This window comes from Streptomyces sp. NBC_01224, from assembly GCF_036002945.1.
Classification (GTDB): domain Bacteria; phylum Actinomycetota; class Actinomycetes; order Streptomycetales; family Streptomycetaceae; genus Streptomyces.
In genome coordinates, this window is the sequence record NZ_CP108529.1 from 6211969 (window position 1) to 6226324 (window position 14356).

General features: G+C 68.8%; 14 protein-coding genes and 2 pseudogenes. 9 read left to right on the forward strand and 7 right to left on the reverse strand.

Annotated features, from left to right (window positions below):
• Window positions 1-9: 9 nt before the first annotated feature.
• From OG609_RS27890 to recO, 3 genes are read left to right on the forward strand one after another with little or no spacing between them, the layout of a single operon-like run.
• Window positions 10-1254 carry a sensor histidine kinase gene (locus OG609_RS27890; RefSeq protein ID WP_327275337.1) on the forward strand — a complete coding sequence of 415 codons (1245 nt, stop codon included), beginning with the start codon at window positions 10-12 and terminating at the stop codon, window positions 1252-1254.
• Window positions 1251-1934 carry a response regulator transcription factor gene (locus OG609_RS27895; protein WP_327275338.1) on the forward strand — a complete coding sequence of 228 codons (684 nt, stop codon included), beginning with the start codon at window positions 1251-1253 and terminating at the stop codon, window positions 1932-1934. The genes OG609_RS27890 and OG609_RS27895 overlap by 4 nt, the downstream gene beginning before the upstream one ends.
• 58 nt (window positions 1935-1992) lie before the next feature.
• A complete protein-coding gene (gene recO / locus OG609_RS27900) occupies window positions 1993-2739 on the forward strand; it encodes a DNA repair protein RecO (protein WP_327275339.1) in 747 nt (248 codons plus the stop codon).
• Here the strand turns inward: recO and OG609_RS27905 are convergent.
• Window positions 2716-3994, reverse strand: a pseudogene (locus tag OG609_RS27905) (RNA-guided endonuclease InsQ/TnpB family protein). The gene recO and the pseudogene OG609_RS27905 overlap by 24 nt on opposite strands.
• Window positions 3995-4011: 17 nt before the next feature.
• Here OG609_RS27905 and OG609_RS27910 point away from each other — a divergent pair.
• Both OG609_RS27910 and OG609_RS27915 read left to right on the forward strand, forming a co-directional pair.
• On the forward strand, window positions 4012-4218 hold the full coding sequence (locus OG609_RS27910) for a FitA-like ribbon-helix-helix domain-containing protein (protein ID WP_327275340.1): 207 nt from the start codon (window positions 4012-4014) through the stop codon (window positions 4216-4218).
• A 52-nt stretch (window positions 4219-4270) separates the two neighbouring features.
• Entirely contained in the window at window positions 4271-5092 is an 822-nt protein-coding gene (locus tag OG609_RS27915) for an isoprenyl transferase (RefSeq protein ID WP_327275341.1), read from the forward strand.
• Window positions 5093-5126: 34 nt separating this feature from the next.
• Here OG609_RS27915 and OG609_RS27920 read toward each other — a convergent pair whose 3' ends face one another.
• The 4 genes from OG609_RS27920 to OG609_RS27935 all read right to left on the reverse strand — a co-directional run bounded on the left by OG609_RS27920 (window position 5127) and on the right by OG609_RS27935 (window position 8297).
• Window positions 5127-5561, reverse strand: a complete 435-nt coding sequence (locus OG609_RS27920; protein WP_327275342.1) for a Fur family transcriptional regulator — start codon at window positions 5559-5561, stop codon at window positions 5127-5129.
• Between the two features lie 65 nt (window positions 5562-5626).
• A complete protein-coding gene (locus tag OG609_RS27925; protein ID WP_266361625.1) occupies window positions 5627-6520 on the reverse strand; it encodes a metal ABC transporter permease in 894 nt (297 codons plus the stop codon).
• 2 nt (window positions 6521-6522) lie between these two features.
• Window positions 6523-7305 carry a metal ABC transporter ATP-binding protein gene (locus OG609_RS27930; RefSeq protein WP_327275343.1) on the reverse strand — a complete coding sequence of 261 codons (783 nt, stop codon included), beginning with the start codon at window positions 7303-7305 and terminating at the stop codon, window positions 6523-6525.
• 38 nt (window positions 7306-7343) lie between these two features.
• The gene (locus OG609_RS27935; RefSeq protein ID WP_327275344.1) at window positions 7344-8297 is read right to left on the reverse strand and encodes a metal ABC transporter substrate-binding protein; all 954 of its coding nucleotides are present in this window, start codon (window positions 8295-8297) and stop codon (window positions 7344-7346) included.
• A 208-nt stretch (window positions 8298-8505) separates the two neighbouring features.
• On the opposite strand from OG609_RS27935, the gene OG609_RS27940 reads away from it, so the two are divergent.
• The 3 genes from OG609_RS27940 to OG609_RS27950 all read left to right on the forward strand — a co-directional run bounded on the left by OG609_RS27940 (window position 8506) and on the right by OG609_RS27950 (window position 10656).
• Window positions 8506-9888 (forward strand): glycine--tRNA ligase, encoded by a 1383-nt coding sequence (locus OG609_RS27940; RefSeq protein ID WP_327275345.1) that lies wholly within the window; start codon window positions 8506-8508, stop codon window positions 9886-9888.
• A 117-nt stretch (window positions 9889-10005) separates the two neighbouring features.
• Entirely contained in the window at window positions 10006-10209 is a 204-nt protein-coding gene (locus tag OG609_RS27945; protein WP_327275346.1) for a hypothetical protein, read from the forward strand.
• Between the two features lie 198 nt (window positions 10210-10407).
• Window positions 10408-10656, forward strand: coding sequence for a DUF6243 family protein (locus OG609_RS27950; RefSeq protein WP_327275347.1), 249 nt, complete (start codon window positions 10408-10410; stop codon window positions 10654-10656).
• An 89-nt stretch (window positions 10657-10745) separates the two neighbouring features.
• Here OG609_RS27950 and OG609_RS27955 read toward each other — a convergent pair.
• Window positions 10746-10934 (reverse strand): annotated as a pseudogene (locus OG609_RS27955) (MFS transporter); the annotation flags it as partial.
• A 147-nt stretch (window positions 10935-11081) separates the two neighbouring features.
• Entirely contained in the window at window positions 11082-12566 is a 1485-nt protein-coding gene (locus tag OG609_RS27960; RefSeq protein ID WP_327275348.1) for an MFS transporter, read from the reverse strand.
• 70 nt (window positions 12567-12636) lie between these two features.
• Here OG609_RS27960 and dusB point away from each other — a divergent pair, with 70 nt between their 5' ends.
• Complete coding sequence (gene dusB / locus OG609_RS27965) at window positions 12637-13785, forward strand: tRNA dihydrouridine synthase DusB (protein ID WP_327275349.1); 1149 nt, start codon at window positions 12637-12639, stop codon at window positions 13783-13785.
• Window positions 13786-14356: the final 571 nt, after the last annotated feature.

Below are 14356 nucleotides of genomic sequence, written 5' to 3' on the forward strand. Positions count from 1 at the left end.
TACCGGAGGATGGCAAGCGTGTCCCGAACCACGCGCCGTCGTGAGCGCATCATGGCCGTCGTCAACCGCGACCCCATGGAAGCGCCGCACAAGACGCGCACCGACGCCCTCATAGCCGGGGGCGCCGGTGCGCTCTCCGTCGTGCTCGCCCTTCTCACCGACCCCGCCCGGTCGCCCGACGCACTCGGCTGGGCGCTGCTCATCGCGAGCGCCGTGCCGATCGTCTGGCGGCGGCGCCACCCGCTGCTCGCGCTGCTCGCCATGATCCCGCTCCTCGTCCCGTACCACGCGCTCGACAACGCGCACACGGCACCGATGCCGCAGACCTGGATCGCCCTCTACACCGTGGCCGTGACCGGCCGTCCGCTGCGCACGGTGCTGACCGGGGTCGGCGTCCTGTCCGTCATGGTGACGGTGGTGCTCACCATCAACACCCATCAGGGCCTGCAACTGCTGCGCATCTCCGGCTGGATCGTCGCCGTGCTGTTCTGCGGCGTCGACATGCGTGTCTACCGCCAGTACATGGCCTCCGTGCTGGAACGCGCCGAACGCGCCGAGCGCACCCGTGAGGAGGAGGCCCGGCGGCGGGTCGCCGAGGAACGGCTGCGGATCGCCCGCGATCTGCACGATCTGCTGGCCCACAGCATCACCCTCATCGGCGTCCAGACCTCGGTGGCGTCGCACATCCTGACCGTCGCCCCGGACCGGCTCGACCGGCGCGCGATCGCCGCATCGCTGGAGGACATCGCCGACACCTGCCGCGAGGCCCGGGCCGAGCTGCGCACCACCCTGGAGGTGTTGCGCGACGGCCGGCACGACAGTCACGGCCGGCACGACGCGGAAGGCCCGCTGCCCGATCTGGCGGCGCTGCCCAGTCTCGTACGGGCCGCCGAGGCGGCCGGGGCACACGTCGACCTCGCGGTACGCACCCCGGCCGGCCGGCTCGCCCCGGCGACCGGCGCGGCCGCCTACCGCATCGTGCAGGAGTCGCTGACCAACGCGGTACGGCACGCGGGAGCCGGTGTACAGGTCAGGGTCGCCGTGGCACCGGACGGCGGCAACGCGCTGAGGGTCACCGTCACCGACGACGGCACAGGACCCCCGAAGGACGGCTCCGTACCCGGGTTCGGCATTGTGGGCATGCGGGAACGGGCCCGCAGCACGGGCGGCACGCTGGACGCGGGCCCCCGCCCCGGAGGCGGCTTCGAGGTCTCGGCGCTGCTGCCGTTCCAGGAGGTGGAGGCCACACCATGATCCGCGTACTGCTCGCCGACGACCAGACCCTGGTACGGGCGGCCTTCGCGATGCTCGTCGAGTCCGACCGGGACATGGAGGTCGTCGGTCAGGCGAGCAACGGTCTCGAAGCCGTCGAGCTGACCCGCGCGCACCGGCCCGACCTCGTCGTCATGGACATCCGGATGCCCGAGCTCGACGGCATCGAGGCCACCCGCCGCATCGCCGCCGACGAACACCTCGCCGGAGTGAAGGTGCTGGTCCTGACCACATACGACACCGATGAACACATCGTCGACGCACTGCGCGCGGGCGCCTCCGGCTTTCTCGTCAAGGACACCAGGCCCGCCGAGCTCCTGGCCGCCATCAGGACCGTGGCGGCGGGCGAGTCCCTGCTCTCGCCCGGGCCGACCGCCCGGCTCATCGCCAAGGTGCTGAGCAGCCCCCGGACCCCGCCCGCCGGAGTGCCGGGCGGTCCGGACCGCCTCTCCGAACGGGAGCGTCAGGTGCTCTGCCTCGTCGGGCGCGGGCTGAACAACGCCGAGATCGCCGAGACGCTCGGCCTCAGCCCGCTCACCGCGAAGACCCATGTCAGCCGGATCATGGGCAAGGTCGGCGCCCGCGACCGTGCCCAGCTGGTGATCGTCGCGTACGAATCGGGGCTGGTCGTGCCGGCCGCCGGCGGGGCGGACGGAAAGTGAGTGGCCCCGGCCCGGGGGGCGGGCCCGATGAGCCGTTCCCGTACCGGACAATGGACGCATGAGCTTGTTCCGGGACGACGGCGTGGTGCTGCGCACGCAGAAGCTGGGCGAGGCCGACCGGATCATCACGATCCTGACCCGCGGCCACGGCCGGGTGCGGGCCGTCGCGCGCGGCGTGCGGCGTACGAAGTCCAAGTTCGGGGCACGGCTGGAACCTTTCTCCCACGTCGATGTGCAGTTCTTCGCCCGGGGCAGCGAGCTGATCGGCCGCGGTCTGCCGCTCTGCACCCAGAGCGAGACGATCGCCCCGTACGGCGGCGGCATCGTCACCGATTACGCCCGCTACACCGCGGGCACCGCGATGCTGGAGACCGCCGAGCGGTTCACCGACCACGAGGGCGAGCCCGCGGTTCAGCAGTACCTGCTGCTCGTCGGAGGGCTGCGCACCCTCGCCCGCGGTGAACACGAGCCGCATCTCATCCTCGACGCGTTCCTGCTGCGTTCGCTCGCCGTCAACGGCTACGCACCCAGCTTCGAGGACTGCGCGAAGTGCGGAATGCCCGGACCGAACCGTTTCTTCTCCGTCGCGGCGGGCGGCGTCATATGCGGCGACTGCCGGGTGCCCGGCAGCGTCGTACCCTCGGCTGAGGCCGTCACGCTGCTGAGCGCGTTGCTCACCGGCGACTGGGACACGGCGGACGCGTGCGAGGCGCGTCATGTCAGGGAGGGGAGCGGACTGGTGTCCGCCTACCTGCACTGGCATCTGGAGCGCGGGCTGCGCTCACTGCGGTACGTAGAGAATTGACTCCTCCCCCTCGCGAACGAGGGGGATTCCTGGCTCACGCTGCCTGCGGCCCGGCGGGCGCGCAGGTCTTGCACGATCAGCACCAGCCGGGTACGAGACCAGCCCGGATCAGCATGACGCGGGCGGAGTTCTTATCCCTGGGGGATACGGCTCCGCACGCGGTGCAGGTGTATGTCCTTTCGGAGAGGGGGAGTGCGTGCTTGGTTCTCGCTCCGCACTGTGCGCAGTCCATGGTGGTGTGCGCGGGGTGTACGAGGTGGACGTCCCGACCGTGCTTGCGGGCCATCTCGATCAGAGTCTGTTTCGTGGTGCCGATCGCGGCGTCGGCCGCCTTGCGTGCCATGGTCGACCGTGCGAGGAACTTCGGGCGGAAGTCCTCGATGGCCAAGGCATCGTGGGCGCGTACCACCTTCTTGGCCCACTTGCGACCGGTGTCCTGTCGCTGCCGAGCCACCTTCTTGTGCAGCTTCGCCGTCTGCCTCTTCGCCTTGCGGTAGCCCTTGGAGGCGGCCCGTCCTCCGGCGGGGCGGCGTTGGGCCGTCATCCGCTGGTAGCGGGTTAGTTTCACCTGAGCGCCTCGCCCGTGCTGGGCGTGGGGAAGGTCGTAGGCGTCGTTTGTGGTGGTGGCGGTCTCTTTCACGCCCCAGTCGATCCCGAGCACTGCACCGGTCGGCGGAAGGGGATCCACTCGAGTGGGGACGACGAAGGAGGCGTACCAGTGGCCCAGAGCGTCCTGGTATACGCGCACACTGGACGGTGTGGCGGGCAGCTCTCGCGACCACACCACGGTCAAGGTGATGCCTCCGGCGAGATGCAGGCGCCGGTCCTTGAGGCGAAACCCCCGACGGGTGTAGTTCAGCGTGGGAAGCGCCTCGTACTTCTTCCTGTACTTGGGCATTCCGGCCCGACGGTGCATGGGCAGCCGGGCCTTGACGTCCTTCAGTGCCTTTGCCCGGGACTTCGCGAAATCCCGGATGACCTGCTGCTGAGGTACCGAGGAGCCCTTGGCTAGCCATGGAGTGTGGGCGCGGGCCTCTGTCAGCATCTTGTCGAGCTGTGCCGGGCCGCACGTCAACTTCTCGCCCGTCGCCCGGCTGAGCGCGTGGACGGCCTTCGACTTTGCCACGCACTCGTTCCAGATCCACCGGCAGCAGTCCCACTCAGCGTTCAGAGCGGTGTGAGCGGTGGGCGACACGCGAAGCCGGTAGGTGTACCGGGCGCACTCGGTCACCTCGGCTTCCCTTGATGTCGCCATGACGTCATAATAACGTCATGATCCGTTTCGCTCTGCGTATCCCAGATGACTTGCACGCACGACTGACGGTCCAGGCGGCCGCAGACCGGCGGTCGATCAACTCCGAGATCCTGCACCTGATCGAGGGCGGCCTCAGTGACGTTACGGTGGACGGGGCATCGCCTAGCGGCGATTCCCCTACCGTTGCCCCGCTACGAGGGAAGCCGGATTCCTCCCGGGCCTGAAGATACGGGCATCCTCCGATTACCAGGTGACACAGAGAGACGAGAGAAGCTCATGGCAGTACGCGGGATGCTCGGCGGCCGTAACCGGCGCGACTACAAGACCCCGGAGCCGCACCCTTCCGGTGCCACGCCCCCGAAGATCCCCGGCGAGCTGGTGCCCAAACACGTCGCCGTCGTGATGGACGGCAACGGCCGCTGGGCCAAGGAACGCGGCCTCCCGCGCACCGAGGGCCACAAGGTCGGCGAGGGCGTCGTCATGGACGTTCTCAAGGGCTGCATCGAGATGGGCGTCAAGAACCTCTCGCTGTACGCGTTCTCCACCGAGAACTGGAAGCGGTCCCCGGAGGAGGTGAAGTTCCTGATGAACTTCAACCGGGACGTCATCCGCCGCCGCCGCGACGAGATGGACGAACTGGGCATCCGCATCCGCTGGGTGGGGCGCATGCCGAAGCTGTGGAAGTCCGTCGTCCAGGAGCTCCAGGTCGCCCAGGAGCAGACGAAGGACAACGACAAGATGACGCTGTACTTCTGCGTCAACTACGGCGGCCGGGCCGAGATCGCCGACGCCGCGCAGCGCATCGCGCAGGACGTCGCGGCCGGGAAGCTGGACCCGTCCAAGGTCAACGAGAAGACGTTCGCGAAGTACATCTACTACCCGGACATGCCGGACGTCGACCTCTTCGTCCGTCCCAGCGGCGAGCAGCGCACGTCCAACTACCTGATCTGGCAGAGCGCATACGCCGAGATGGTCTTCCAGGACGTGCTCTGGCCGGACTTCGACCGTCGCGACCTGTGGCGGGCATGCCTGGAGTTCGCCCAGCGGGACCGGCGCTTCGGCGGTGCGGTGGAGGCGGCCCAGGAGCCGAAGGGCTGAGGCAGGGAGGTCCGGGGGCGCCGCCCCCGGGCCGTCATCCCTTCACGCTCGCGCACTCCGCGCACGTCCCGAAGATCTCCACGGTGTGGGCCACGTTCACATACCCGTGCTGCGCGGCGATCGTCTCCGCCCACTGCTCCACCGCGGGCCCCTCGACCTCCACGGCCTTGCCGCACATCCGGCACACCAGATGGTGGTGGTGGTCGCCGGTCGAGCAGCGCCGGTACACGGACTCGCCGTCCGTGGTGCGCAGCACATCGACCTCGCCCGCATCGGCGAGGGACTGAAGCGTGCGGTAGACGGTGGTCAGCCCGACCGAGTCACCGCGGTGCTTGAGCACATCGTGCAGCTCCTGGGCGCTGCGGAACTCATCCACCTCGTCGAGCGCCGCAGCCACCGCCGCCCGCTGCCGGGTCGACCGGCCGCGTACTGGGGCCGCGTTCGTTCCACTGATCGGCGCCGTCGCCACAGCAGCCTCCTCGTGTCGCCCGTACTTGTGTCGGGCCATTGTGCCAGCCCGTCCGGGCATCACGGTCAAACCCGGAGTTCGTCCGTGGCCGGGCGGGAGGCCGGTACCTCAAGAGTGCACTCCTCGGACGCCGCTTCGCTCCGACGGGCGCGCCTTCTGGCCAGCGGGGTCGCGAGCAGCGTCAGGACGACGAAGACCACGATGGCCAGCAGCACGATCGTGGCGCCGGGCGGGACGTCCTGGTAGTACGAGGTCACGGTGCCGGCCAGGGTCACCGCCGTACCGATGACGACGGACAGTACGAACGTCACCTTGAAGGACCTGGAGATCTGCTGCGCGGCCGCGACCGGCACCACCATCAGCGCGCTGACGAGCAGCAGCCCGACGACCCGCATCGCCACGGTGACCGTCACCGCCGCCGTCACGGCGACCAGCAGATTCAGCGCGCGCACCGGCAGCCCGGTGACCCGGGCGAACTCCTCGTCCTGGCTGACCGCGAACAGCTGCCGGCGCAGCCCCAGCGTCACCAGCAGCACGAAGGCGGCCAGCAGACAGATCGCGGTGATGTCCTCGGTGGAGACCGTGGAGAGGGAGCCGAAGAGATACGAGGTGAGGTTGGCGTTGGAGCCGGTGTCGGAGAGGTTGATCAGCAGGACACCGCCCGCCATACCGCCGTAGAACAGCATGGCCAGCGCGATGTCGCCGCGGGTGCGCCCGTACCAGCGGATCAGCTCCATCACGACGGCGCCGACGACGGCGACCGCCGTGGCCATCCACACAGGGCTGGTGGAGAGCAGGAAACCGAGGCCGACACCGGTCATCGCGATATGGCCGATGCCGTCGCCCATCAGGGCCTGGCGGCGCTGGACGAGATAGATGCCGACGGCGGGGGCGATGACGCCGACCAGTACGGCGGCGAGCAGTGCCCGCTGCATGAACGGAGGGTCGAGGAATTCCATGATCAGCTCAGCAGTCCCGTCCGGACGGGCTCGGAGGCCGCGTGGGGGTGTACATGGTCGTGTCCGGGCAGGGCGTGCTGGCCCAGCGCCTTCGGGGGCGGCCCGTCGTGCATCACACAGCCGTCGCGCAGCACGATCGCGCGGTCGATCAGCGGCTCCAGCGGGCCGAGCTCATGCAGCACGAGCAGCACCGTGGTGCCGGCCGCGACCTGTTCGCGGAGCGTCGCGGCGAGGATCTCCTGGCTGGCCAGGTCGACGCCGGCCATCGGCTCGTCCATGATCAGCAGCTCCGGTTCGGCGGCCAGCGCCCGGGCGATCAGCACCCGCTGGTGCTGCCCGCCGGAGAGCGCGTTCACGGAGTCCCTGGCCCGGTCGGCGAGGCCCACGAGTTCGATGGCCCGGTCGACGGCGGCCCGGTCGGCCTTGCGGAGCAGCCCCAGCTTCGTACGGGACAGGCGCCCGGAGGAGACGACCTCACGGATCGTGGCGGGCACCCCGCCGGCCGCCGTGGTGCGCTGGGGTACGTAACCGATGCGCGCCCAGCTGCGGAAGCGGCGCAGCGGGGTGCCGAACAGCTCGATGGAGCCGCCGGTGAGCGGGACCTGGCCGATGACGGAGCGTACGGCGGTCGACTTGCCCGAGCCGTTGGCGCCGAGCAGGGCGGCGACCTCGCCGCGGTGGACGGTCAGGTCGATGCCGCGCAGCACCGGACGCGCGCCGAGCGTGGCCGTGGCGCCGCGCAGGGCTATCACGGGTTCGGTCGTGGTGCTCCCGGGCTCGGACATGAGCGTCTCCGATGCTGCTGTAGTGGGTGTTACGTGGGTCACTTCGCGCCGAGCGCCTTCTGCAGGGCGGCGAGATTGGACTGCATGACCTCGATGTAGTCATCGCCCTTGGACTTGTCCGTGATTCCCTCCAGCGGGTCCAGGACGTCGGTCTTCAGGCCGGTGTCCTTGGCGAGGGTCTTCGCGGTCTTGTCGCTGGCGAGCGTCTCGAAGAATACGGTGGTGACCTTGTTCTTCTTCGCGACGGTGTGGATCTCGCTGATCCGGGCGGGGCTGGGCTCGGCCTCGGGGTCGACGCCGGCGATGCCCTCCTGGGTCAGGCCGTAGCGCTCCGCGAGGTACCCGAAGGCGGAGTGGGTGGTGATGAAGGTCTTGGTCGCGGTGTCCTTCAGGCCCGTCTCGTACGCCGTGTTCAGCGCGTCGAGCTTGTTGACCAGCGCGTCCGTGTTCTTGCGGTAGTCCGCGGCGTGGTCGGGGTCGGTCTTCTCCAGGGACTTTCCGACGCCCTTGGCGACCTCGGCGTACTTCACCGGGTCCAGCCAGATGTGGGGGTCGGCTCCGGCCTCGTCGCCGTGGTGCTCATGACCGTGCTCGTCGGCGCCGGTCTCCGTGCCGTGGTCTTCCAGCACGGTGAGGGTCGAGGCGTCGACGACGTCCTTCGAGCCGGACTGTTTGATGGCGTCGTCGACGGCGGGCTGGATGCCCTTGAGGTACAGGATGTAGTCGGCGTCGCCGAGTCCGCCGATCTGCCGCGGGGTGAGCTCCAGATCGTGCGGCTCGACCCCCGGCTTGGTCAGCGTGGTGACCGAGACGTGCTTCCCGCCGATCTGCTCGGCCAGGAACTGCATCGGATAGAACGAGGCCACCACATTCAGCTTGTCGCCGTTCTTGTGGTCGGCGGCATCCGAGGCGGAGCAGGCGGTGAGGGCGGTGAGGCCGAGGACGACTGCTCCGGCGACGGCGGCTGTGGGTATGAGGCGGCTTACGTTCATGACAGTCATTTTCAACAAAACTGGAAACGATTGTCAACAAGGCTGATGAGATGACCCCTCGGCCGACTGCGCCGATACCGATTTGATCCAAGGGGCGTGCCCGCCGGTAATCTGAAGCATTCGCCCGCCCGTCTCCCGACCACCACCCCCCATCGAGGCGCTTCGCGCCACCCCTGTCCAATTTCGTCGTCGTAATGAAGAGAGCACCGTGGCCGCCGACAAGATCGACTCCATCGTCAGCCTGAGCAAGCGCCGTGGCTTCGTCTATCCCTGCAGTGAGATCTACGGTGGTCAGCGCGCCGCCTGGGACTACGGGCCGCTGGGCGTCGAGCTGAAGGAGAACCTCAAGCGCCAGTGGTGGCGCTACATGGTCACCTCGCGCGAGGACGTGGTCGGACTCGACTCGTCGGTCATCCTGGCCCCCGAGGTCTGGGTTGCCTCCGGCCACGTCGCCACGTTCACGGACCCGCTGACCGAGTGCACCTCCTGTCACAAGCGCTTCCGCGCCGACCACCTGGAGGAGGCGTACGAGGAGAAGCACGGCCACGTGCCCGCGAACGGCCTGACCGAGCTCAACTGCCCCAACTGCGGCAACAAGGGCACCTTCACCGAGCCCAAGCAGTTCTCGGGTCTGCTCTCCACCCACCTCGGCCCGACCCAGGACTCCGGCTCGGTCGCCTATCTGCGTCCCGAGACCGCCCAGGGCATCTTCACCAACTTCGGCCAGGTGCAGCAGACTTCGCGCAAGAAGCCGCCGTTCGGTATCGCCCAGATGGGCAAGTCCTTCCGGAACGAGATCACTCCGGGCAACTTCATCTTCCGCACCCGCGAGTTCGAGCAGATGGAGATGGAGTTCTTCGTCAAGCCGGGCGAGGACGAGCAGTGGCAGGAGTACTGGATGGAGCAGCGCTGGAACTGGTACACGGACCTGGGCCTGCGCGAGGAGAACATGCGGTGGTTCGAGCACCCGAAGGAGAAGCTCTCCCACTACTCCAAGCGCACCGCTGACATCGAGTACCGCTTCCGCTTCGGCGGCAGCGAGTGGGGCGAGCTGGAGGGCGTCGCCAACCGCACGGACTACGACCTCAAGGCCCACTCCGCCGCTTCCGGCACGGATCTGACGTTCTTCGACCAGGAGGCCGGCGAGCGCTGGACTCCGTACGTCATCGAGCCTGCGGCCGGTGTCGGCCGTTCGATGCTGGCCTTCCTCCTCGACGCCTACATCGAGGACGAGGCGCCCAACGCCAAGGGTGTCATGGAGAAGCGCACCGTGATGCGTCTCGACCCGCGCCTTGCGCCGGTCAAGGTCGCCGTCCTGCCGCTGTCCCGCAACCCGCAGCTCTCGCCGAAGGCCAAGGGCCTCGCGACCGACCTGCGGAAGAACTGGAACATCGAGTTCGACGACGCGGGCGCCATCGGCCGCCGCTACCGTCGTCAGGACGAGATCGGTACGCCGTTCTGCGTCACCGTCGACTTCGACACCCTCGACGACAACGCGGTGACCGTACGCGAGCGCGACACCATGAAGCAGGAGCGCGTCTCCCTGGACCAGATCCAGGCCTACCTCGGCGCCCGACTGCTGGGCTGCTGACGCACCACGGTTTCACGGCGAAGCCCCCGGTTCCTCGTACGGAACCGGGGGCTTCGTTGCACACTGTCCACGCTGAGCAGTTGCGTCAACGCGTCAATGCGTCAACAGGAGGCTCGGATGCCGTCCATGACCACGAGCAAGGTCAGCAGATGGGATCAGCACGGCCGTGAACATGTCGTCCATGTACGGAAGTCGGGGATGCAGCGGCAGCTGAGCTGCGACACCTGCGGCTGGCGCAAGGGCGTCCAGTTCCTGCCCTGGCTCAAGGCCGAGGAACATCTCACCGAGGCCCACCAGGCGACGGTCGACCCGACCGCCTGAGGACCCGGGCGCAGGGACCGGCGCGCGGACCGGCCGAAAACCGGGTGCGGGGGCCCGCCGGGCCGGGGTACGGTTCCGGCATGTCTTCGTTCTTCCAGATTTACGAGTGAGAGCGCGGCGGGTCCGACCACCCGCCGCCCATCGGACCGATTCCAGGTCGTTTCAGACCTCACTTCTCACCACGAATGGGAGAACGCCGTGGCCAAGAGCCGCAACAACCTCCTCGGTGTGGGCGGACAGCGCAAGAAGCTGTCCCGCGCCGAGCAGCAGGGCGCGGGCTCTGCGCGCAATGCCGACCGCAAGACGGCTGCCGAGCAGAAGCAGGAGCTGCTGCGCAAGATGCGTGAGCGCGCACAGTCCGGATCCTCCGCCGCGCAGACGGAGCCGTCGGCGGACGACGCCGCCTGCTCGGGCGCGCCCGAGCAGGACGCCCCGGCGCAGAGCTGACGCCTCCTCGCCGCCCGTACGACCGTGGGCCCGGATCACCTCGTGATCCGGGCCCACGCCCTTGTCCGTGCCCCGTTGCCGCCCCGTGCTCACGCCACCCCGCGCGGCAGCCGCAGACTGAGCAGCGTCGTCAGCACCACCGCGGCCGGCCGCACCAGCGGCGTCACGGCCAGCGCGTCCCGCATGCCCGCGCCCGGGACCAAGGAGAGGAACAGCGTGCCGAGCGTGGCCACACCCAGGGCCGGCGCGGCCTGCTGAGTCGTCGTCATCACCGTTCCTGGCCGGCGCGCAGCAGTGGGTCCCGGACCCACTGCTGCGTACTGGACGCATCCCGAACGGTGTCGGATGCGCTGGGTTGCCGCTTTCTCTTCCCGTTCGGCGGCACGTCTCGTGGGGCGTGGTCCGTGGCGGGTGGGCGGGTTCCCTCAGGCCCTGGAGCTCGCCGACGCCTGATCCCCGGCGGGGACACCCGGCGGCGCCGCCAGCCGCTGCGCGGTACGGCGCGCCGTCTCCAGCGCCCAGCGCCCACTGGTCAGCGCCCCCACCAGCAGGACGCACAGCCCGCACCCGGCGAGGATCCACCAGGCGGGCTTGCTCGCGTCCACGAAGGCGGCCGCGTACTCGGCGCCGCGCGGCGAACCGGTACCGGCCACGCCCGCCGCCAGCACCGCACCGATCACGGCGACCCCGAGCGTTCCACCGATCTGCCGGCTGGTCGAGGCGACCGCCGCCGCCACACCGGCCTGTGAGCGCGGCATCCCGGAGACGGCCGTGTTGGTGATCGGCGCGTTCACCATGCCGAAGCCGAGACCGAACAGCACATAGCCGGTGAACAGCAGGACGTCGTCCGTCTCCGCGTCGAACGCGGCGAACAACAGCCCGCACGCTGTCATGGCCACGCCCGCCACCAGCAGCGACAGCCGCGGCCCCCGGCTGCCGACGAGCCGGCCCGACAGGGGCGCGCAGACAAAGGTCAGGGCCGCCATCGGCAGCATGTACAGACCGGCGTGCAGTGCGCTCAGCCCGCGCACGTTCTGCAGATAGAGGGTGTTGAGGAAGAGGAATCCGCTCAGCGCGGCGAAGGCGCAGACCGCTATGACGGTGGCCCCGCTGAACGGGGCACTGCGGAAGAAGCGCAGATCGATCAGGGGCTCGGCACGCCGCCGCTCGTACAGCAGCAGCCCGATCAGGGAGCACCCGGCGAGCGCGGCGAACAGCAGGATCCGCGGCGAGTCCCAGCCCTCCGAGGGCGCCTCGATGATCGCGTACGTCAGCGAACCGAGCAGCCCGATCACCAGCAGCTGCCCCACCGGATCGGGGCGGCGCGGCTTCGGGGCGCGGGACTCGGGGACGTACCGCCAGGTGAGCAGCAGCGCGACGAGACCGACCGGCAGATTGATCCAGAAGATGGACCGCCAGCCGACCGAGTCCACCAAAAGGCCGCCGATCACCGGGCCCGCCGCCATGGAGATGCCGACGACACCGCCCCACACCCCGATGGCGCGGGCCCGCTCGCGCGGGTCGGTGAAGGTGTTGGTGATGATCGACATCGCGACAGGGTTGAGCATCGAGCCGCCCACCGCCTGCACCATCCGGAACGCCACCAGCGACTCCAGGTTCGGCGCCAGGGAGCAGAGCACCGAGCCGAGGGTGAAGAGGACCAGCCCGATCTTGAAGATCTTCCGGCGGCCTATCCGGTCGGCGGTGGAGCCCGCGAGCATCAGCAGCGAGGCGAGGACGAGGGTGTAGGCGTCGATCGTCCACTGCATGCCCGCGACGGTGGCGTGCAGTTCCTTCTGCATGGAGGGCAGGGCGACATTGAGGACGGTGTTGTCGAGACTGACGATCAGCAGACTCATGCAGCAGATCGCCAGCACCAGCTGCCGTCGACGGGGGCTCAGCTCGGGCATACATGGATAGTACGGTTAACTAACGAACTCTGCCGACGGGCCACTCCGTGCCGTACGCGACAATGGAGCAATGACCACGCTCGCCCCTTCGCTCCCGCTGCTCCGGATCGGCCCCCACGCGGTGCAGCCGCCGGTGGTGCTCGCCCCCATGGCCGGCATCACCAACGCCCCGTTCCGCACCCTGTGCCGGGAGTTCTCCGGCGGCAAGGGGCTGTTCGTCAGCGAGATGATCACCACGCGGGCGCTGGTCGAGCGCAATGAGAAGACCATGCAGCTCATCCACTTCGACGCGAGCGAGACCCCGCGCTCGATCCAGCTGTACGGAGTGGACCCGGTCACCGTCGGCAAGGCCGTCCGCATGATCGTCGACGAGAACCTCGCCGACCACATCGACCTGAACTTCGGCTGCCCGGTCCCCAAGGTGACCCGCAAGGGCGGCGGCTCGGCGCTCCCGTACAAGCGGCCACTGCTGCGCGCGATTCTCAACCAGGCGGTCTCCAACGCGGGCGATCTGCCGGTCACCATCAAGATGCGCAAGGGCATCGACGACGACCACATCACTTACCTCGACGCGGGCCGGATCGCGGTGGAGGAGGGCGTCACGGCCGTCGCCCTGCACGGCAGGACGGCCGCGCAGCACTACGGCGGCACCGCGGACTGGGAAGCCATCGCCCGCCTCAAGGAGCACGTCCCGGAGATCCCGGTCCTCGGCAACGGCGACATCTGGTGTGCGGACGACGCCCGCCGGATGATGCGTGAGACCGGCTGCGACGGCGTGGTCGTGGGCCGGGGCTGCCTGGGCCGCCCTTGGCTCTTCGGTGACCTGGTGAGCGCGTTCGAGGGTACGGAGACGAGGCGGGCGCCGGCGCTCCGGGAGGTCGCCACCGTCATGCTGAGGCACGCGACGCTGCTGGGGGAGTGGATCGGTGACGAGACCCGTGGCGTGATCGACTTCCGCAAGCATGTCGCCTGGTACCTCAAGGGCTTCTCGGTCGGCTCCGAGATGCGAAAGAAGCTGGCGGTCACCTCGTCGCTGGACGAGCTGGGCGGTCAGCTGCAGGAGCTGGACCTGGACCAGCCGTGGCCGGACGGCGCGGACGGGCCGCGCGGGCGCACCTCGGGCAACAACCGCGTGGTCCTGCCGGACGGCTGGCTGAAGGACCCGTACGACTGCGCGGGCGTGAGCGCCGACGCGGAGCTGGACACCTCGGGCGGCTGAGAGCGCTCCCGGGGTCTGACCGGGGTCCGACGGGGGCTCTCCAGAGCGCCCCCGGCCCTTCGGGGCCCTTCAAGAGGCACGCGGCATCACAGGCACCGCGTGCCTCTTGATTTACCTCGCTCATCTGAGCGCTACATCGAGCCAGATTCGGCGATATTCGGCCAAGGGTGAGCCCTAATGCGCCCGCGGGGGGCATCGTGCGTCGAATCCGCTCACGGTCGGCTGCATCTTGATGATCAAAGGGTGACCATCAGCCCCCTCGCGCCCGTCCGGATGGTGACATCTGAGCGCCGATCGTAGAGTGATTCTCGCCACCCTGAGAACCATGTCGCTCATATGAGCGTCAATTTGGGAGCTGCACTTCTCAAATGGTGGCACTGGGTGCCAGCTGGCTTCACTTTGATCGATCGACGCTTCCACTGCGCTGCGTGGTCGACTTGAGGGATTCCAGTCGCACTGAGTGCTTATTCATTCAAGAAGTGAAGACGTCCTTCGATCGAGGGATAGGGCATGGCACTTTCGATCTGCTGGCGGACGGGTGGTTGAGGCCTCATGACGCGCAAGTGGACGT